The sequence below is a fragment of the Nostoc sp. FACHB-110 genome, from assembly GCF_014697425.1.
In the GTDB taxonomy this organism is placed as follows: Bacteria; Cyanobacteriota; Cyanobacteriia; order Cyanobacteriales; family Nostocaceae; genus Nostoc_B.
The window spans coordinates 152,628-172,388 of record NZ_JACJRU010000012.1 but is presented as its reverse complement, the minus strand read 5'-3'; the positions used below and the strand labels follow the sequence as shown (position 1 = coordinate 172,388).

Here is a 19,761-nt window from a genome sequence, read left to right as displayed (position 1 = left end):
TTGTAAACGTGAAACGTCGTTAGGGCAGGGTGTAGGGTGTAGTGTTTAAGACAATTAAATTTTAATTGTGCTTGGGAGTTCACATCTTCTGAATTCCCCACACCCAAAAGCATTATAGGTAATGGATTTGGCGTTAAGTAAGTCGATGCAATAAAACCAAACTATGTGAAGAAAAGTAAATAAGGCTCAAACGCTTTTTCCCCCTGCTCCCTGCCCCCTGCCTTATTCTAACAATAATTATTTACTCCGACTTACTTATCTTAGTGCCATTCAGTTACTAGTACTTATATCCCTGAGAAAGTAACAAAGGATAAATGACTATTCATTAGTCTGACACTGACCGCACAAGCCAAAAAACTCCAAAGTGTGGTAAAAAATTTTAAATTGATGGCTAGTTTGGAGTTGGTCTTCTAGGTCATGAACTGGACATTGATTAATAGGTATAGAAGTGCCACATTGTAGACAGGTGAGATGGTGTTTGTCTTGCTGGGCTAGACTATAGAGGGCTTCACCGTTAGCTAATGTCCGGACTTGCACTAGGCCTTCGAGTTTTAAAGCTTCCAAGGATCGGTAGACTGTGGCTAAACCCATATTCTGATTGCGATTACGTAATTCTACGTAAATATCTTGAGCAGAAATGCCTTGTTTGACGGTTTTTAGCAGATTCAAAATCCGATCTTGACTGCGGGTGCGTATGGCTCTCATAAGCAATAATCGATATTCGCCACTGTAGTGGAAGCTGTTATACTGGCTATCTAATAAATTAACTTTAACTGTTTCACAATCTTATTTTCACTCAGTTGGAACAGAAAGTTATAGTATAGCGATCGCAGCATTCAGCAAAAAACCTGTGCAACGGAAGTATTTAGCCAAAATTCATGTAACGCTTCGTCCTTCAGTCCTAGACCCTGCTGGTGTGGCTGTACAATCTGGTCTCAGGCAGATGGGATACGAAACAGTGGAAAACGTGCGGATTGGTAAGTACATAGAACTTACCATCATCTCTCAAGATGAGACTAAAGCACGGAGAGACTTAGATAGCATTTGTGACCAGATGCTAGCCAATCCTGTAATTGAAAACTATCGATTTGACTTAATTGAAGTCGAAACACAGACGGGAGTGTTTTAAAAGTTAAAAGGTAAAAGGAAAAAGTAAAAGGGCAAAATGATGTCCCTTTTACTTTTGACTTTTTACTGGCAGATGACAAATGATCAATGAGCAATGACACATAACAAATGACAAAATTCGGAGTTATTGTTTTTCCCGGTTCTAATTGCGATCGTGATGTTGCTTATGTCACCAGAGATTTGTTGGGTCAACCAACACGGATGGTTTGGCATCAAGATACCGACATTGCGGATTTGGATGTGATTATCATCCCTGGTGGCTTTAGTTATGGAGATTATCTGCGTTGCGGTGCTATAGCCCGGTTCTCGCCTGTGATGCAGCAGGTAATTGAACACGCCCAAAAGGGTAAGTTTGTTCTCGGTATTTGTAACGGGTTTCAGGTATTAACTGAAGCTAAACTATTACCTGGGGCATTAACGAGAAATCGAGATTTGCATTTTATTTGCGATCGTGTCCCCTTAAAAGTTGAAAATACCAATCTTCTTTGGACACAAACTTACAGCAGTGGTGAAGTAATCACCCTACCTATTGCCCACGGAGAGGGACGCTTTTATGCTGATAGAGCTACTTTGTCAGCAATAGAAGACAATGGCCAAGTAGTATTCCGCTACGCAGGCGAAAACCCCAACGGTTCACTGAGAAATATTGCTGGAATTTGCAATCGCCAAGGCAATGTCTTAGGAATGATGCCACACCCAGAAAGGGCATCAGATACGATGCTAGGTGATAGCGATGGTTTAAGTCTATTTCAAGGATTGTTAGAAAAAGTCGCGGCTGTCGTTTAAAGTTGCAGTTTACAGCGAAAATCACAAGTAAGTCAGGGGACAGTTATGTTCCCTAATTTTTTTGTATAAAATATCATAGAATTTCTCAGATATTTTTGCCACAATTGAAAATTACTGCTGCAAGTTAGTGAGGTAGTTCAAATTACTATCTTGGATAAACTAAATTGATAAATTGCTAATTAATTTACTTTCTCAACGCAAGCAAATTTATACAAGCAGTAAATTTATATAATGTATATTCCTGACTCGCGGCAATTATTTATTGGTTGGATACAAGCTTTTGATATTCGAGTTTTACAAACAGAAGCAGATGTAGAAAAAAAGTTTATTTGGCCGATGTTTCAACACTTGGGATATCCAGATTCCTATCGGCAGAGTAAATATACTTTAACAAGTAATGATTTAGATAATCCAGCCAAGCAACTCAAAAATGCTCAAATTTATTTTGCAACCGATGATGTGGTGCGACAAAATGCAGACACATCCTTGGTGATTGTGATTTATCTATCTCCCAATACCCATTATTTTCCAGAAGCTATTAACCAAGCAAAATTTTATAGTAAATATCTGAAGCCTTTAATTTTTATTGTCACTAATGGATATGAAATTAAGGCATTTAAATATTTTCATTATCATCGAGAAGAATCAATATTTGATACGATGATTGATCAACTCAGAAATAGTCAAGTAGCAGAAGCTTTCTATCAAGAGCTTAATTTTAAGCAAATTAAAAATAACCGTAAAAATTTATTTAACGATTTACCCTGGCAATTGGTTAACATAGAAAAGTATTTAAGACGACATCAAGAATTTGGGATTTATTTAGAAAAATCTGACTTTGAACCATGTTTAATTAAAGAAGGCGATCGCTTAGTTGTGGTAAAGCCTAAAGTTTTAATTGAATGTAACTTACCGCAAGCTTTTGGTAAAGGAGATTGTTTAATTAAATTTAGTAGCATTATTTTAAGAGGTTTAAAAATTGTCCTCAACCATCAACAAATTTTAGGTTATTTAATGACCGGACTGCATACTGAGGCGCAATGGGGTTGTCGTCGGTTTCTTCAACAAATAGATGCAGATAATTTTGAAGCATATTTAGGCCAAACAACAGTAATTTTATCAGAGTTAGAAGCAGCTGATTTATGCTTATGTGTAGATGTGATTTGTCAGGAATATAAACAAAAAATTATTGAATTTGAAAACAATTTAGCAACCTGGGATTTTCACTTAGTAGAAATGCCTAATGCTAGAGGCTTTCATCTATTTTCTGTAGACTTAAAACTATGGAAAATTATGCATAATTTTATTAAAAGATTTAACTATGCCCAAGGTAAATCAGAGTGGCATTTATTCAACCAAGAAAATACTTCAATTCGGATTAGTCGCGGTATTCGTGATCATGCGTTTATTTTACCAATACTTGGTAAATTTTCCTCTGCACTATCTAATAACCAAGTTGATATATTATATGAAGTTAGTGATGTTCATATAGCTTCTTTAGAAAGAAGTCAGTTAAATTATTGGCACGAAGATATTGGCCCGCGCGGAACTTGGACAGCTAAATATACTAAAACTTGGTTAATCGAAAAATATATTCCCAAAGTAATAGATGATTATTCGCAACAATATCAAGTATTAGAATTTGATTTAACCAAAAATATTTTAAATTATCAACCCCAAAATACTATTCTCAAAGAAATCAATGTTATTCCAGATTTATTACCTTATCTTCGTAATCTAGAAGCGTGGCTTAGTATATATAGAGAAAACATTCCTGCTGCCAGCTTGCGACAATATTATCAAGTATTGACCGATTTAGTCAAAAATTCTGATTCTGCTACTGCAAGTATTGACTATATTACTAAAAATTTGCAAAAGTTAGATTGGGAAAATTCAGCAAAAGCCAACCCCAAGAATTTGAAAAATTGGGAAATTGGTAATTTGAAAGAAGCTCTGCAAAACCTCGATACCCAATTAGCCAGAATCAATAACTGTCAATACGAAAACAGTTGGAAGGCAAATTTAATGACTCGCCTATTTATTTGGATAATTGAAAATTGCAAGATTCATTATTCTCAATCACAATTAAATGCAGCTAAACAGGCATTATTACCATTATGGGAACAATGCCGATTTGAAATGCGCCATGTATATCCTTATCGTTAATTATGATTGACTAATTGCCTATTTGCCTAATAATAGCTTGGGCGATCGCTTCATTTCCATCCTTAGCAATTGGTTGGGTTTGCTGTGGCGGCTGGGGTAGTTCATTGAGAAAATTCCAATTACCTGTAAAAAATTCTGCGGGGGTAACAATTTGATGATGGTTGTAATTAGTGATTCCCTCTAACAGATAACTAGCTTCGGCAAAATCATCGCGCGGAATTGTCACCATTGGTGTTTCTAAACGCGTCGCCTCGGAAAAAGTGCCGTAACCTGGTTTAGAAATTATCCTGTCACAAAGAGGCATAAAATCTACAGGACGATATTTACTATCATTAATTTTGACTAAATTAGGTAAATCTGGTGCAGATTTATCAAAAGTAATAAATTGCCAATCGGGAAAATTTTGTAAGTTGGTGTAAGGGATTTGTTGTAAACCTAAGCCGCCAAAAGTCAGCAAAATAGTTTTTTCTTGTAGTGCAGTTATGCCCCAATTAGTGCGTAATTCATCAAGAGAATAACGCGGATAACCTCCTGTTAAACCAACATCTGTGATATTGGCAAAAGCCTGCATTGATTCATGAAATGGTAAACGAAACAAGCGATCGCACTTAGAATAACACTCACTAATCCAATCTGCGATCGCCATAAATTCACCTCCCCAATCTCTATAGATAAAATCCCAACCAAAATTACTCATCATCCAACAGGGAATTTGTGCGGCTTTGGCAAATAAAGGCGCAAGAAAAGGAATATCAGCTAAGATTAAATCCACACGATTTTGGCGGATAAAGTTCACTTCTGAAGCAATTAAAGAATTTTGCTGCTGTTTAATCTCTAATAATTTTGCTAAAGTCGCGTCTTTATCCATTGTCAAACTATCAGCTTGTATCACACCCAAATCAAAAGCGCGGGGACGATGGATAAAATCACCTTCTATGTATGACTCTAATAACCAGCGCGGTGCAGTTGTCACCATAATTAACAGCACATCTGGACACAACTTTTGGATAGTTGCTGCTACCGATGCGGTGCGAGTAGCATGACCAAAACCGTGATTAGTAATAGCTAAGTATAAGATGGGGCGTTTCATAGAAAAGTATGAAGTGTGAAGTATGAAGTGTGAAGTATGAAGTGTGAAATCTTAATTAAGTAGAGTGACTTCAACTCGTGCAATTACATCAACTCGTAGAACAATGGGGTCAAAGTAACTTGCTCCCGTTTGATGTAGCAATTGGGGATAATTCCTATACCAGGGCCAGGCTTATTGTCCGAAAATTGTATTGAGCGATCGCCTCCATTGCCAACAAGCTTAGTAAATAAAGCGATATCATTATATTTCTGAAATATATATTCAAGAGGTAACATCGAGCCTCTAACCCCCAGCTTTTATATATGCTTACTCTGTCACCCAGTCTGCAAGCTAGACTCGCCCAACCTTTAAAAATCGGCTCGTTTGAAGTCAACAGCCGAGTGCTGCAATCACCTTTATCTGGGGTGACAGATTTGGTGTTTCGTCGTTTGGTACGGCGCTATGCACCAGATTCTATGATGTATACCGAAATGGTTAACGCCACAGGGCTGCATTACGTCAAGCAGTTACCCAAAATCATGGAGGTAGACCCCAACGAACGCCCGATTAGTATTCAGTTATTTGACTGTCGTCCTGATTTTTTGGCAGAAGCTGCTGTCAAAGCCGTAGCTGAAGGTGCAGACACTGTTGATATTAATATGGGGTGTCCGGTAAATAAAATTACTAAAAATGGTGGTGGTTCTTCGCTGTTGCGCCAGCCAGAAGTCGCCGAAGCAATTGTGCGGGAAGTAGTGAAAGCTGTTGATGTTCCAGTTACAGTGAAAACCCGTATTGGTTGGAATGACAAAGAAATTACCATTCTCGACTTTGCCAAGCGGATGGAAGATGCGGGCGCAAAAATGATCACTGTGCATGGTCGCACCCGCGCGCAAGGTTACAATGGCAACGCCCGTTGGGAATGGATAGCCCGTGTGAAAGAAGTGCTGGCAATTCCTGTAATTGGCAACGGTGATATATTTTCTGTAGAAGCGGCGGTGAAATGTTTAGAACAAACTGGGGCTGACGGCATAATGTGTTCCCGTGGAACTTTGGGTTATCCGTTTTTGGTAGGCGAAGTTGACCATTTCTTAAAAACCGGGGAACTTTTAGCACCACCAACCCCAATCCAAAGATTGGAATGTGCCAGAGATCATTTACAAGCCTTGTGGGAATATAAAGGCGATCGCGGCGTACGTCAAGCCCGTAAGCACATGACTTGGTATGCTAAAGGTTTCGTGGGTGCGGCTGAATTACGTGGTCAATTAAGCGTGATTGAAACAGTTGAACAAGGTTTAGATTTAATTGACAAAGCAATTGAAAAATTAGCAAATGGTTATGAATTGGTCGAAGAAGCTGAGAATTTTCAAATGGCATAATTAGCGAAAGTTTCTGGCAGGTTAATCAAAAATGACCCAAGAACTTATAGATTTGAGAGCTAGTATTTTAGATGGTCGCTACAGTGATGCTTTGGCGATTATAGATGAATTAGCAGGGATGAGTAAGAAGGAAATTCTGCGAAAAATCAAAGCATTTTTAGACAATAGAATTTTGAGTTTGCTTTTGGGAACACTTAAATTTAGCTGACTGCTGAATTCCAGGGATTTTTCAACTCCTGGGCTAATAAGTAGTTTTGGTAAATCAACAACCAAGGCAAACTCACCACTATGAAATGGATTAAGTCGTCCGCCAATTTTGCAGTCTCTTCTTTACTGTGTTTAGATGTACTGCCAGTTTTTAGTTTTTCATCACAGGTAAAAGCTGAATCTTTTTCTGGAGAAAAAACCTGGCAAATTAGCCAAGCATATAAGCCACCAAAACGAGCAGATCCGCCTCCAAGTGCTGGTGGTTCTACTCGCGGTTCTGCTTGTTTGAAAGGAAATAAAAAAATAGTTGCTTTATTACCTCCAAATAAACTAGGTTTAACATTAGCCGAACGCCCGACATTTTTTTGGTTTGTGCCGCAATCTACTGTTAAGACAGCGAAGTTTGCTATCTTAGCAGACAAGGATGAAAACTCTATTTATGAAACAACTTTAACGCTACCAAATCAAACAGGAATTATTAGTTTTACCATACCAAATAATGCTCCCAAACTTGCTCTTGGTAAAACTTATCACTGGTATTTGACTGTTGTTTGTAATTCTCAAGATTCTAGTAACAATCCTTGGGTAGATGGCTGGGTAGAACGCACTAAAGCAGAAGCAAAATTATCCGCAGATTTAGCAAAAGCACCACCGAATAAATTGCCTAGTCTCTATGCAGAAGCTGGTATTTGGTATGAAGCCCTAACTACTTCAGCACATTTACGCCGCACCGATCCAAAAAATATTAAATTTAGAATGGATTGGTGGACATTATTGAAATCTGTGAAATTAAATACCCTAGCTTCTGAGCAGTTTATCGATTGCTGTACAAGTGAAAAAGTGAGTCGAGAATAACAAGATAAATATCCAAGGCAAAAGTCAGCAAAAATCACATCTTTTGCCTTTTAACTTTTTAATTTTCATGATAAAAATGTATGAATTGGTCAAAAATTAAACCGCGAATTTGGCAATGGCGGGGTGTTTTATTTGCTGTTCCTAGTGTGACAGCTTTAGTGCTGGGGTTACGATACACAGGATGTTTGCAATTATTAGAATTAGCTGCTTTGGATCATTTTTTCCTGCTACGTCCATCAGAACCAGTTGATAGCCGTATTGTCATAGTGGAAATTAATGAAGATGATGTGCGTAAACAAGCACAATGGCCAATGTCTGATGGGAATTTGGCTAGTTTAATAGAGCAAATTAAACAACAAAAACCCAGAGCGATCGGGTTAGATATTTATCGTGATTTACCAGTTCATCCTGGTCATCCAGCTTTAGTGAAAGTATTTGAATCTACACCTAATATAATTGGAGTGCAAAAAGTATCTGATACTATTGATAGTTCTCCAGTTGATGCGGCTCCAGTACTCAAAGAACGCAATCAAGTTGGGTCAAATGATTTACCGTTAGATGGGGATGGCAAAATTAGACGCGGATTGCTCTACGTTAATTCAAAAAATGAAGAGGTTATCGAAAGTTTTGCGTTAAAATTGGCTTTGTTGTACTTAAAACCTGAAGGAATTACAGAAAAACCATCAGCAAATAACCCTAATTATTTGCAGTTAGGTAAAGGAGTTTTCCCGATTTTTGAACCTAATGATGGTGGTTATATTCGTGCTAATGCTGGCAGTTATCAAGTGCTGTTAAACTACCGAGGACGTATTCAAGAGTTTCACAGAATTTCGTTAACCCAAGTCCAAGAAAATCGAATTCCGCCTAACTTTATGCGCGATAAGGTGGTATTAATTGGGGCAACGGCTGAGAGCTTAAAAGATTTATTTTATACACCTTATAGTAGTAATGTTTTTGCCAATCCCGAACGTATGGCAGGTGTCACTATCCATGCAAATTTGATTAGTCAAATTTTGAGTGCAGCGATAGATGGCCGTCAACAAATTCAATGTTTACCTGAACCTTTAGAATATGTAGCGATTTTGATTTGGTCGATCGCAGGTGCAACTTTATGCTGGGTACAACGCCATAGTAGCTATCAAAAAATTCGCTTGCCGATCAATGTGGTGTTAACAACTGGCACTTTGGTAGGCACTAGTTTTGTGGCTTTTCTGGCTGGTTGGTGGCTACCAGTTGTACCGTCGTTTTTGGCTTTGGCAGGTTCCGCGATCGCAGTGACACAATACATTGCTGAAAGCGCATCGGGAATGCGGAAAACTTTCAGTCGTTACCTCACAGATGAAGTAGTTGCTAATTTACTCGAAAATCCTGCTGGCTTACAAATAGGTGGCGATCGCCGCAAAGTTACGTTGCTATTTTCCGATTTACGCGGCTTCTCGGCTATGTCAGAACAACTTTCACCAGAGCAAGTTGTGACAATTCTCAATTTTTACCTCGGAACCATGACCGATGTCATTAATCAATACAAAGGTACAATTAACGAGTTCATGGGTGACGGTATTTTTGTCATCTTCGGTGCGCCAATTAATCGTCCTGATGATTCTCAAAGAGCGATCGCTTGTGCTGTGGCGATGCAATTAGCGATGCAGCAAGTCAACGAACATAATCGCCAAATGAATCTCCCTATCCTAGCAATGGGAATCGGAATTAATACAGGTGAAGTCGTTGCAGGTAATATCGGTTCGCAAAAACGCGCTCAATATACAGTGGTTGGTAGCCATGTTAATTTGGCTTCCCGTGTAGAAACTTATACAGTTGGCGGACAAGTTTTAATTTCCAAAAATACCCTCGAAGATGCCAACATTGAACTGCAAATTGGTAGCCAAATGGAAATCCAGCCGAAAGGCATCAAAGAAACAATCACTATTTACGAAATTCGTGGCGTTGGTGGTCAATATAACTTGTTCTTACCCAACGACGATGCAGGCATGGTCAATCTCAATCAACCAATGCCAATTGAGTATACAGTTTTGCAGGGAAAACAAGCAGGTGGCGGAGTATTCCAGGCTGAATTGATTAGCCTTTCTGACAAGGTTGCACAGATGCGATCGCCAAATTCCTTAGAAATTTTCCATAACCTCAAACTGAAATTACTAACTGCTGAACTCACCACAGAAGAATTTATTTACGCTAAAGTGATGAAAAAATCTGATATTGACGAACATATCGTGATAATTTGCTTTACATCTGTGCCACCAAAAGCGATCGCAATTCTAGATAAATTGATCAAGTCTGAAGTGTGAAGTGTGAAGTGTGAAGTGTGAAATTTTTAACTCCAGGTAAATCAATCAGACTTTTTCCTTGATTGTTTTGGCTCAGTGCATGAAAGCCAAATGTTAGCTCAAGCACCAGCAGACGCAATTCAAACCTCAGCAGTTGTCAAAATACTTCAGACTTCAGACTTCAGACTTCAGACTTTCCCGATATTATAGAAAAGTAGACAAAACTTAAAAAATATTTATCAAATGCTCATTGACTCGTCTGGCTTGTCCAAGGTCAAAGACTCGATAACCGAAAAAATCTTCTTCGGCCATGAACCCAGTGCCGAGTTAATTGCTATTCTTAGCGTCTACTTTGTCCAAGGAATTTTAGGACTGGCGCGTTTAGCTGTTAGCTTTTTCCTCAAGGATGAATTAATGCTGAGTCCGGCGCAGGTATCAGCATTATTTGGCGTTGTCGCCTTACCTTGGATGATTAAGCCGCTATTTGGCTTTATGTCTGATGGCTTACCGATTTTTGGTTATCGTCGCCGCCCATATTTAGTATTGTCTGGGATATTAGGTGCTATTGCATGGTTGAGTATGGCCACAGTAGTTAATAGTAGCTGGGCTGCAACCGCCGCGATCGCCCTCAGTTCCCTAGCTGTAGCTGTCAGTGATGTCATAGTCGATTCCCTGGTTGTCGAAAGAGCCAGAGTCGAATCCCAAGCAGATGCAGGTTCATTACAATCTTTATGTTGGGGTGCATCGGCTGTTGGGGGTTTAGTCACAGCATACTTTAGTGGCATCTTGCTCGAACATTTCACTACCCGTACAGTATTCTTTATTACCGCTTCTTTTCCATTAATTGTCTCTGTGGCGGCTTGGTTTATTGCTGAATCTCCTGTTAATCAAGAAACTAACGATACTAATAACACTCAAGACCTAAGTATCAAACATCAACTTAAACAACTACGCCAAGCAGTCAGCCAAAAAACAATTTGGCTACCAGCAGCTTTTGTCTTTATTTTGCAAGCTACCCCAACCGCCGAATCAGCTTTTTTCTACTTCAGCACCAACGAACTCCACTTTGAACCAGAATTTTTAGGCAGAGTCCGCCTAGTTACAAGTCTCGCCTCCTTATTAGGTATTTGGATTTTTCAACGTTTTCTCAAAAGTGTTTCATTCCGGCTCATATTTGGTTGGAGTACCGTAATTTCAGCAGCTTTAGGTATGACAATGCTGCTTTTGGTAACTCACACCAACCGCGCTTTAGGTATAGATGACCGCTGGTTTAGTTTGGGAGACAGCCTCATCCTCACCGTGATGGGACAAATCGCCTATATGCCAGTACTGGTATTAGCTGCCAGACTTTGCCCGCCTGGAGTAGAAGCCACCTTATTCGCCTTATTAATGTCCGTCTTTAACTTAGCTGGTATGGTCTCTTATGAATTTGGAGCCATCATCATGCACTGGCTAGGTATCACCGAGAGGAACTTTGACTCACTGTGGATTTTGGTAACTATCACCAATCTCAGCACCTTGTTACCATTGGTATTTCTCAATTGGCTACCCAAAGACAACACCCAAACCGAAAGCTTACCAACTAACAGCGAACCATTCATTCAAAATTTACTCCTCCCAGAACAAGAATCACAAGTGATTGAATAAAAATCTCTTTGCGCCTTTGCGCCTTTGCGCGAAACAAATCCTAAACTATGCAAAATTTAAAAAATCAAGAATTACAAAAATCCTACACACTTGAAGATTGGCAGAAAGGATATGAATCTCTACCCCAAGAATATGACTATTGGATTGATGATATAGAAGGGCAAATCCCTCTAGAACTCCAAGGTACACTTTTTAGAAATGGCCCTGGATTATTGGAGATAAATGGACAACGTATTCATCATCCCATTGATGGCGATGGGATGATTAGCCGCATTACATTCAATCAAGGTCGCGCTCATTTTCGTAATCGCTTTGTGCAGACTGATGATTATTTAGCAGAACAAAAAGCCGGAAAAATTTTATATCGCGGTGCTTTTGGCACTCAAAAACCCGGTGGTTGGTTAGCGAATCTTTTCGATTTCAAAATTAAAAATACTGCCAACACCAGCGTTATTTATTGGGCAGAAAAACTTTTGGCATTGTGGGAAGGTGAAGACCCTTATCGCCTCGACCCCTACACACTAGAAACCTTGGGAAGAGAAAATTTTCATGGGTTATTATCAGAGCGTCAACCATTTAGCGCCCATCCCCGCATCGACCCCAGTAGTTATCAAGATGGGGGCGTGCCTTGTCTAGTGAACTTTTCCAGCAACCCAGGGCTATCAACTAAACTAAGTGTTTTGGAACTTAATCAAATTGGTAAAGTTCTGAGAAAGTATGATTACACTATTCCTGGCTTCTGCTTTATTCACGATTTTGTCATTACACCCAATTACTATATATTCTTTCAAAATCCTGTCACCTTTAATCCCTTATTATTTGCTTTAGGTATTAGTAGTGCCGCAGAAAGTATCAAGTTTCAACCCAACAAGCCGACACGGATTTTAGTAATTCCCCGCACTTCCCAAAAAGGACAACAAAACATCCAAGTATTAGAAACTCAAGCAGGCTTTATTTTCCATCACGCCAATGCTTTTGAGGTGGGAAATGAAATATTCATTGATACTATTTGCTATGAGAACTTTCCCGAACTAGAACCAAACAGCGATTTTCGCCAAGTTGATTTTGAGCAGTTTCCCCCCGGGAATATTTGGCGGTTCCACCTAAATCTTGATAGTCAAACAGTACAAAAGAAATTAATCACAAATCATAGTTGCGAATTTCCGAGTGTAAATCCTAGTAAAGTTGGGCGTTATTATCGCTATGTGTATGTAGCTGCGGCTCATGCAGAGACGGGACATGCTCCTGGACAAGCAATTCTCAAACTAGATTTAGAAACAGGAGCAAAACAACTTTGGAGTGATGCACCCCGTGGTTTTGTGGGCGAACCAATTTTTGTACCCCGCCCTGATGCTGAACAAGAAGATGATGGTTGGATACTCACTTTAGTTTATGATGCGGCTCATCACCGTTCAGATGTGGTAATTTTAGATGCTAGTAATTTAGCTAAAGGTACGATCGCTCGTCTACACCTCAAACATCACATACCCTATGGCTTTCATGGTCATTTCACTTCCCAGGTATTCTGTCCAATTGATCCCTGATGTGTAAATATTGATTCTTCACTGTTTATTAAGCACATTTCACAAGAACTGTGCTTTTTTTAACAAAAAATAAAATTGTAACAAAAACTACAGAAAATTCTCGTTTTTTAGATATAGAGGATAAGCTAGGCATATATGTATCCGGTTCGCAAAGATACCGCGATTAGGAGAAACTTTTATGATTGCAACACCTACATTACCTCTGGAAGCCGCTACCCCAGCCCATATATGCCCTTATGATCAAGCTTGTAGCTACTTAGATGCAGCGGCTAAAGAATTAAGGTTAGACCAAGGTGTATTAGAAATTCTCAGCCATCCACGCAAGGTGGTGACAGTTTCCATTCCCGTGAAACTAGATAATGGCGAAATACGCGTATTAGCAGGACATCGAGTCCAACACTCTGATATTTTAGGCCCCTACAAAGGCGGAATTCGTTACCATCCGGCGGTGACGCTGCGGGAAGTTTCCGCACTGGCAATGTTGATGACTTGGAAATGTGCGTTGTTGGGTATTCCCTACGGTGGTGCGAAAGGAGGGATAGCAATTGATCCACAACGTTATAGTGTCGGAGAACTAGAACGCATTACCCGGCGTTACACCAGCGAATTAATTAAAGATATCGGCCCTTCTCTAGATATCCCTGCGCCAGATATGGGTACTTCTGCCCGTGAAATGGCTTGGATGATGGACACTTATTCCGTGAATGTTGGTCATGCTGTACCAGGAGTTGTGACTGGTAAACCGCTATCTGTTGGTGGTTCCCTCGGTAGGGAAAAGGCAACCGGACGCGGCACGATGATTATTGTGCGGGAAGCATTAGCAGACCAAGGTAAAACTTTAGAAGGGGTAAGAGTTGTTATTCAAGGTTTTGGTAATGTTGGTGGTGCAGCGGCCGAATTACTCTATCAAGCAGGCGCGAAAGTTATAGCTGTTTCCACAGCCACAGGTGGAGTATATTCTGCTGATGGGTTGGATATCCCAGCTTTAAAAGCTTACGCTGCCGAAAATCATCACCATCTTGCAGGCTTCCCCAACGTTACAGAAATTAGTAATGCCGAATTACTGACTTTACCTTGTGATGTCTTGATTCCGGCTGCTTTAGAAAATCAAATTACTCAAGAGAATGTCCATCAAATACAGGCGCAAATTATCGCCGAAGCAGCCAACGGCCCTGTAACTCTAGAAGCCAACCGAGTTTTAGAAGCACGCGGTGTAACTGTCTTACCAGATATTTTGGCGAATGCTGGGGGTGTGGTAGTGAGTTATCTCGAATGGGTGCAAGGTTTATCTTACCTATTTTGGGATGAAGAAAGAGTCAACCGCGAAATGGAACATTTGATGGTGCAAGCATACCGTCAGGTTATCCAACAGTCTCAGGTACGGCAAGTTCCCTTGCGTTTAGCTGCTTACACCTTGGGTGTGGGACGAGTAGCACAAGCACTCAATGATAGAGGGCTTTATCCTTAATTGTTTGGAGATGAAGCCTAGAGAATTGGAGCGAAATCAAAGTTTATCTGTTTAGACAAGGAGGGACAAAGCAAGAACAAGGGAAACCACAACGATTACTTAACTGGATTGATTGATGCCTCAGATGACAACTCTGGGGCTTTTCTTTGTCTACTTACGCCCTCACTTATCTAATTCAGTGAGTAGCCGTCGAATGACTGCCTCATCTTCAGCATCAGGCACTTTAGCCAGATAATTTTGTAAGTCTTGAACGGCTTGGGGATGATAACCAAGTTGATAGTACAACAAACCGCGATCGCGGATTTCTAACATTGCAGTCGGAAATAATAATAAAATTCGTTCAACCGCAGCCAGTGTTTTCTCTAAATTTTGCTGTTTGAGATAAATATACTTCAAGTTCGTGAGTATCCGTGCTAAAATCTGTCTATTACTGACAGTAGCTAAAAATTCCGGCTTTAAACTCACAGGTTGCTGAAACATTTGTGTTAATCTTTCTTGGCAGTCTTCTGCAAACATCACCTCACCGCGATTGAAAGCATCAACAAAAATTTCCATATCGGGAATGTTAGGGCGAATGAGAAAATGTCCAGGCATCCCTACACCCACCATTGGAAAATCAATCCTCTGGGCAATTTCTAAATAAACTATGGCTAAGGTAATGGGAATTCCTGTACGTCGGTCAATCACTTCATTTAAAAAGCTGTTGCGCGGGTCATAGTAATTAGAGTGATTGCCATAAAATCCTAAGTCATCATAAAGATACTGATTCAGGCTTTGAATTAGCCGCAGTGGATATCGAGACTTAGGTAAACGTTCTTGAACTTCTTGTGCCATTGTATCGAGGGCATTAATATATTCCTCTGGGTCAAGCTTGGGATATTCTTCTTGAGCAATATACAAAGCTGTCTTTGCCAAGTTTATCTGCTCGTCAGGTTGCTGAATCTCTTGGTAAAAATATTGTCGTGCTGACGAGAAATTCATAAGCAAGCTCTGGTGTATGTATATGAAGCTAAAGCAAATAAGGTATGAGCTATTTTTGCATCTACTTCTATCTTAAGTTAATAGCATTCAACAAAAATGCCGATTTTGTCGTTACGTAAGTATATAGGCTCTAATTTTATCAAAAATTCATCAATAGATAAACAAAGCAATCTATCCAACAATTTTTATCTGGTACTTAGTTAGGACTTCAGCAAAAATCAGCAAAAGGTTTGATTTATCGAACTGTAGTAAATAGTAGCGTGTGTTACGGCTATTGCTGGGTTTAGGAGTTAGAGAAAATCAAGATTATCAATGCGTTATGACAACGCTTAAAGTACCTGGCAATTTTCACTTTACTCCTATAGCAATCCTAAATAATTTGTGAAATTCCCTTTCTTTTCTTCCTTCTCTTGCTTTGTGTCCTTTGCGGTTCGTTAAAAAGAATACTTTCTCACAACTCAGATAGGATTGTTATAAGAGTATCGCATATCACATTATATATATATATAATCAAAATATTTTATTTAAAATAACAGCCATTTTCAGTGTATTTACTATTAAAAATTTGCTATTTAAAAGCCAAATTTAAAATCTTGTTTTTGTCATATTTTTATAAAGATTTTACAGAAAAAATGCTTTAAATATTTTTTATTAAATGCTGACAATTATGAATTCAGCTATATATTAAATTGCTCTAAAGCAGATAGTAAGCTTTACAAAGTTTTAGTCATTCAAAAGCTGATATTTTGAGTCAATTCTTATACAGATAGGATTTTTCAGACGTTTATGAAAAAAAGCCAAAAAATAATTATTTGGTAAATTACCGTATTTCTACTAGCCAGGAAAGTAGTTAACTATTAATCTAATTAAATATACGAGCAAGCAAGAATTCAGTAACTCCCAAAGACTTGGAATACCAAAAGTAGATTGTAAATGTGTAGTGATTGCACAGATATTTATAATCTGCGATCGCAGCTAGAGGCTAGATAAGTTAAGTAAGTTTTTCACCATAGCACTTGATGTGTTAAGGAAAAATTTGCTGGCATTTTCCTAATAGATTTATTCATCTGCTACTGACTTTCAATTATTTTAAAGATATGCAAGTTATCCAGAATCTTCTCAAGAATAGTGCCTTTTCTTTATTAGGGTTAGGTTTATTAACTGCGCCTGCTCATGCTGTGAATATTACTACTAGTAGTGACGCTAATCTATTAGTTAACAATATTGTAGGCTCAGGTATTACATTCTCTAATGCTACTTACAAAGGTGCATCAATAGCTTCTGGAATTTTTACAGGGGGTTTAGCCTCTGGTATTGGTATTGAACAAGGTATTATTCTCACTACTGGTAATGCTAAATCCGCAGTAGGGCCAAATGACAGTGATAGCAAAACAACAATTAATAACCTACCTGGAGACTCGAATTTAAATTCTCTAGTTTCCGGCGCAGTTACTACTGATGCTAGTGTGCTTGAATTTGATTTTACCTCAACCACTGGCAACTTATTTTTTAACTATGTTTTTGCTTCCGAAGAGTATAACGAATACGTAAATAGTAGTTATAATGACGTATTTGGTTTTTTTGTTGATGGCCAAAATATTGCCTTAATTCCCGGAACAAACACACCAGTTTCCATTAATACTGTTAATGGCGGTAATCCTTATGGATTAAATGCCAAAAATTCCCAGTATTTTAACAACAATGACGTATCAGATGGCGGGCCATTTTATAACATTCAATATGATGGATTTACAAAAGTCATGACTGCTAAAATTCAAGGGTTAACCCCAGGCAAACATCATATTAAACTAGCGATTGCCGATGTAGGAGATTATAGTTGGGACTCAGCAGTATTTATTCAAGCAGGTACTTTTGCTGGACAGTCTTTAAAAACCAAAAATGTTCCTGAACCAACATCAGCTGTCGGTCTATTAGCTTTTAGTGCGGTTGCAGCTAATTCTTACCTAAAACGCAGACAAAAAGCAGCAACTAAAGCTTAATATTTATTGCTTGAGAACAAATATACTATATCCGCTTTCAATCCCCTAATTTCTATGATGGGGATTTTCTTGTTTCCAGAGTTATTGATTATTTCGTTACAGCTTCTGGTTGTCTAGTCCTAAGTGCGATCTCCACTTACAAAGTAGATACTTGCGCTCGGCTCTCAGTGTAAATTGCCACAAAATTTAATTGTCACAATTAATAATATAATTATTACTGACTACAAAAATACGATATTTAATGCTGGCATCAGCAGCAAAAAACCAGGAAATTCAGAGTTTACACGGAAAAAATCTATTTTGATAGATTTTAGGGTACATATAGCTTTAAAATCAAAAAACCTAAAAAAAGTATTAAAAAATACATTTTAGGGAAAGCGATCGCGTCATTCTAACAAGATAGTGTGAGGAAAGAGAATATGTCTCATTTATTGTGGAAGACACTAGTACTATCCCCTGTATGCTTGGGACTAAGCGTGGTATTTACAGCTAAAGTCATGGCGGCAAATACAGCAACCGAGTCACCAAAAACTAATCAACAGTTACTTGCTCAAGCTAAAACTGAAGAAAATGGAATTCTCGAGCAAGTCAACCAATATAGTCGTGAAGGAAACAACCAAAATTCCTTCTCCCAAGTCACATCAGTTTCGCAATTTTCGGATGTGCAACCAACAGACTGGGCATTTCAAGCATTGCAGTCTTTAGTAGAACGCTACGGATGTATTGCCGGATATCCTAACGGCACATTCCGGGGTAATCGTGCCATGACACGTTATGAATTTGCCGCAGGTTTGAATGCTTGTTTAGAAAGAGTAAATGAACTAATTGCCACAGCCACTGCTGACTTAGCCAGAAAAGAAGACCTGGCTACAATTCAGCGTTTGCAAGAAGAATTTCAAGCAGAATTAGCAACTCTACGTGGTCGAGTTGATGCTTTAGAAACACGCACTGCTGAGTTAGAAGCAAATCAATTTTCTACCACCACCAAATTAGTCGGTGAAGCAATTTTTGCAGTTACTGATAGCTTTGGCGACAACGACAACAACAATACTGTCTTTCAAGACAGGGTGCGTTTAGATTTGCAAAGCAGCTTCACTGGGCAAGATGTCTTACACACCAGAATTGCAGCTGGGAATGCAGGCGCATTACCATTACCAAATGGCAGTTTTGAGAGTACGCAAACATTTAACTTGAATCCTGGCAACAACAATAGTGCCTTTATCGATTGGTTAGCTTATTACTTCCCCTTGGGTGGCGCTCAAGTTTACGTTGCTGCAACTGGTGGTATTCAAAGTGATTACGTTCCTACTGTCAATCCCTACTTTGAGGATTATGACGGTGGTAATGGAGCTTTATCTACCTTTGCCTCAGAAAGCCCTATTTATCGCATTGGTGGTGGTGCTGGTGCAGGTGTAACTATACCTTTTGGCAGTGGTAATTTTAAACCTTCGTTAACCTTGGGCTACTTAGGATCAGAAGCAAATAACCCCAATCAAGGTTCAGGTTTATTTGATGGTAACTATGCAGCATTGGGACAGTTGACATTTAATTTAGGCGATCGCTTGACCTTGGCTGCAACCTACGTTCATGGTTATCATGGTGGTGGTACTGTTTTATTCGATGCAGGTTCCGCCTCCACAACTACTGGCGTTGTAGGAACTGCACAAGCTAACTTTGTTGGTGGTGGCAACCCATACGTCAGTAATTCCTATGGTATCGAAGCGGCTTTCAAACCTAGCAACAAACTCTCAGTTAGCGGTTTCGTTCTTTACAGTGACATTACAGGCTTTGGTGCAGGTGATGATGATGAAGTTTGGAGTTACGGTTTAGGAGTGGCCTTACCTGACTTTGGTAAGCCTGGAAATCTCTTGGGCATCTTTGCAGGCGCCCAACCTTATGCAGGTAGTGTTGGCGGCGATACTCCCTACCACGTTGAAGGCTTTTACAGATACCGCGTCAGCGACAATATCTCTATTACCCCAGGTCTTATTTGGTTAACCAATCCTGGTCAAAATAACAATGATGATGCAGTGATTGGAACTTTAAGAACAACCTTCAATTTCTAACACTCTAGATTCATCTGAGTTGCTCAAGAAGAAGGGTGTTGGGGTAGCTGAGTGGAAAAACTGTGTTGTTAAGGGCTTGTATCCCCTAACAACACAATTGCCATAAAGGGCAGGAAAGCTGTACCCACTGCTTGTGGGGGCTTGTTCTTCCCTACACCCATACTTAACAAATAAACTTTGCTTGTA

16 protein-coding genes are annotated in these 19,761 nt (G+C 39.3%); 12 read left to right on the top strand and 4 right to left on the bottom strand.

The window, feature by feature from the left end; genetic code table 11:
- Nucleotides 1-318 precede the first annotated feature (318 nt).
- Nucleotides 319-705, bottom strand: coding sequence for a Fur family transcriptional regulator (locus H6G69_RS14245; protein WP_190687830.1), 387 nt, complete (start codon nucleotides 703-705; stop codon nucleotides 319-321).
- A gap of 145 nt (nucleotides 706-850) precedes the next feature.
- Here H6G69_RS14245 and purS point away from each other — a divergent pair, with 145 nt between their 5' ends.
- From purS to H6G69_RS14230, 3 genes are all read left to right on the top strand, one after another.
- Complete coding sequence (gene purS / locus H6G69_RS14240; RefSeq protein WP_190687827.1) at nucleotides 851-1,129, top strand: phosphoribosylformylglycinamidine synthase subunit PurS; 279 nt, start codon at nucleotides 851-853, stop codon at nucleotides 1,127-1,129.
- Nucleotides 1,130-1,236: 107 nt separating this feature from the next.
- Nucleotides 1,237-1,914, top strand: coding sequence for a phosphoribosylformylglycinamidine synthase subunit PurQ (gene purQ, locus H6G69_RS14235; protein WP_190687825.1), 678 nt, complete (start codon nucleotides 1,237-1,239; stop codon nucleotides 1,912-1,914).
- Between the two features lie 231 nt (nucleotides 1,915-2,145).
- Nucleotides 2,146-4,080 carry a type I restriction enzyme HsdR N-terminal domain-containing protein gene (locus H6G69_RS14230; protein WP_190687822.1) on the top strand — a complete coding sequence of 645 codons (1,935 nt, stop codon included), beginning with the start codon at nucleotides 2,146-2,148 and terminating at the stop codon, nucleotides 4,078-4,080.
- Nucleotides 4,081-4,090: 10 nt separating this feature from the next.
- On the opposite strand, the gene H6G69_RS14225 is transcribed toward H6G69_RS14230, so the two are convergent.
- Both H6G69_RS14225 and H6G69_RS14220 read right to left on the bottom strand, forming a co-directional pair.
- Nucleotides 4,091-5,170, bottom strand: a complete 1,080-nt coding sequence (locus tag H6G69_RS14225; protein WP_190687819.1) for a glycosyl transferase — start codon at nucleotides 5,168-5,170, stop codon at nucleotides 4,091-4,093.
- 83 nt (nucleotides 5,171-5,253) lie between these two features.
- A complete protein-coding gene (locus H6G69_RS14220) occupies nucleotides 5,254-5,445 on the bottom strand; it encodes a hypothetical protein (protein ID WP_190687816.1) in 192 nt (63 codons plus the stop codon).
- Between the two features lie 27 nt (nucleotides 5,446-5,472).
- On the opposite strand from H6G69_RS14220, the gene dusB reads away from it, so the two are divergent.
- From dusB to H6G69_RS14185, 7 genes are all read left to right on the top strand, one after another.
- Complete coding sequence (dusB, locus tag H6G69_RS14215) at nucleotides 5,473-6,525, top strand: tRNA dihydrouridine synthase DusB (RefSeq protein ID WP_190687813.1); 1,053 nt, start codon at nucleotides 5,473-5,475, stop codon at nucleotides 6,523-6,525.
- A gap of 31 nt (nucleotides 6,526-6,556) precedes the next feature.
- Nucleotides 6,557-6,733 carry a hypothetical protein gene (locus H6G69_RS14210; protein WP_190687810.1) on the top strand — a complete coding sequence of 59 codons (177 nt, stop codon included), beginning with the start codon at nucleotides 6,557-6,559 and terminating at the stop codon, nucleotides 6,731-6,733.
- Between the two features lie 80 nt (nucleotides 6,734-6,813).
- The gene (locus H6G69_RS14205) at nucleotides 6,814-7,587 is read left to right on the top strand and encodes a DUF928 domain-containing protein (RefSeq protein ID WP_190687808.1); all 774 of its coding nucleotides are present in this window, start codon (nucleotides 6,814-6,816) and stop codon (nucleotides 7,585-7,587) included.
- A gap of 80 nt (nucleotides 7,588-7,667) precedes the next feature.
- Nucleotides 7,668-9,890, top strand: coding sequence for a CHASE2 domain-containing protein (locus H6G69_RS14200; protein WP_190687805.1), 2,223 nt, complete (start codon nucleotides 7,668-7,670; stop codon nucleotides 9,888-9,890).
- 222 nt (nucleotides 9,891-10,112) lie between these two features.
- Complete coding sequence (locus tag H6G69_RS14195) at nucleotides 10,113-11,516, top strand: folate/biopterin family MFS transporter (protein ID WP_190687802.1); 1,404 nt, start codon at nucleotides 10,113-10,115, stop codon at nucleotides 11,514-11,516.
- Between the two features lie 47 nt (nucleotides 11,517-11,563).
- Entirely contained in the window at nucleotides 11,564-13,060 is a 1,497-nt protein-coding gene (locus tag H6G69_RS14190; RefSeq protein ID WP_190687799.1) for a carotenoid oxygenase family protein, read from the top strand.
- A gap of 178 nt (nucleotides 13,061-13,238) precedes the next feature.
- Nucleotides 13,239-14,528, top strand: a complete 1,290-nt coding sequence (locus H6G69_RS14185; protein WP_190687796.1) for a Glu/Leu/Phe/Val dehydrogenase — start codon at nucleotides 13,239-13,241, stop codon at nucleotides 14,526-14,528.
- 162 nt (nucleotides 14,529-14,690) lie between these two features.
- Here the strand turns inward: H6G69_RS14185 and H6G69_RS14180 are convergent, their stop codons facing one another.
- Nucleotides 14,691-15,509: a SirB1 family protein gene (locus tag H6G69_RS14180; RefSeq protein ID WP_190687793.1), complete on the bottom strand. Its 819-nt coding sequence runs from the start codon at nucleotides 15,507-15,509 to the stop codon at nucleotides 14,691-14,693.
- 1,097 nt (nucleotides 15,510-16,606) lie between these two features.
- Here H6G69_RS14180 and H6G69_RS14175 point away from each other — a divergent pair.
- Together H6G69_RS14175 and H6G69_RS14170 are read left to right on the top strand one after the other, a co-directional pair.
- Nucleotides 16,607-17,509 (top strand): choice-of-anchor L domain-containing protein, encoded by a 903-nt coding sequence (locus H6G69_RS14175; protein ID WP_190687791.1) that lies wholly within the window; start codon nucleotides 16,607-16,609, stop codon nucleotides 17,507-17,509.
- 419 nt (nucleotides 17,510-17,928) lie between these two features.
- On the top strand, nucleotides 17,929-19,575 hold the full coding sequence (locus tag H6G69_RS14170) for an iron uptake porin (RefSeq protein WP_190687788.1): 1,647 nt from the start codon (nucleotides 17,929-17,931) through the stop codon (nucleotides 19,573-19,575).
- Nucleotides 19,576-19,761: the final 186 nt, after the last annotated feature.

Coding starts and splice junctions, on each gene's coding strand:
- H6G69_RS14245 (WP_190687830.1), bottom strand. CDS start 705: ATGAGAGCCATACGCACCCGCAGTCAAGATCGGATTTTGAATCTGCTA.
- purQ (WP_190687825.1), top strand. CDS start 1,237: ATGACAAAATTCGGAGTTATTGTTTTTCCCGGTTCTAATTGCGATCGT.
- H6G69_RS14230 (WP_190687822.1), top strand. CDS start 2,146: ATGTATATTCCTGACTCGCGGCAATTATTTATTGGTTGGATACAAGCT.
- H6G69_RS14225 (WP_190687819.1), bottom strand. CDS start 5,170: ATGAAACGCCCCATCTTATACTTAGCTATTACTAATCACGGTTTTGGT.
- H6G69_RS14220 (WP_190687816.1), bottom strand. CDS start 5,445: ATGTTACCTCTTGAATATATATTTCAGAAATATAATGATATCGCTTTA.
- dusB (WP_190687813.1), top strand. CDS start 5,473: ATGCTTACTCTGTCACCCAGTCTGCAAGCTAGACTCGCCCAACCTTTA.
- H6G69_RS14210 (WP_190687810.1), top strand. CDS start 6,557: ATGACCCAAGAACTTATAGATTTGAGAGCTAGTATTTTAGATGGTCGC.
- H6G69_RS14205 (WP_190687808.1), top strand. CDS start 6,814: ATGAAATGGATTAAGTCGTCCGCCAATTTTGCAGTCTCTTCTTTACTG.
- H6G69_RS14200 (WP_190687805.1), top strand. CDS start 7,668: ATGAATTGGTCAAAAATTAAACCGCGAATTTGGCAATGGCGGGGTGTT.
- H6G69_RS14195 (WP_190687802.1), top strand. CDS start 10,113: ATGCTCATTGACTCGTCTGGCTTGTCCAAGGTCAAAGACTCGATAACC.
- H6G69_RS14190 (WP_190687799.1), top strand. CDS start 11,564: ATGCAAAATTTAAAAAATCAAGAATTACAAAAATCCTACACACTTGAA.
- H6G69_RS14185 (WP_190687796.1), top strand. CDS start 13,239: ATGATTGCAACACCTACATTACCTCTGGAAGCCGCTACCCCAGCCCAT.
- H6G69_RS14180 (WP_190687793.1), bottom strand. CDS start 15,509: ATGAATTTCTCGTCAGCACGACAATATTTTTACCAAGAGATTCAGCAA.
- H6G69_RS14175 (WP_190687791.1), top strand. CDS start 16,607: ATGCAAGTTATCCAGAATCTTCTCAAGAATAGTGCCTTTTCTTTATTA.
- H6G69_RS14170 (WP_190687788.1), top strand. CDS start 17,929: ATGTCTCATTTATTGTGGAAGACACTAGTACTATCCCCTGTATGCTTG.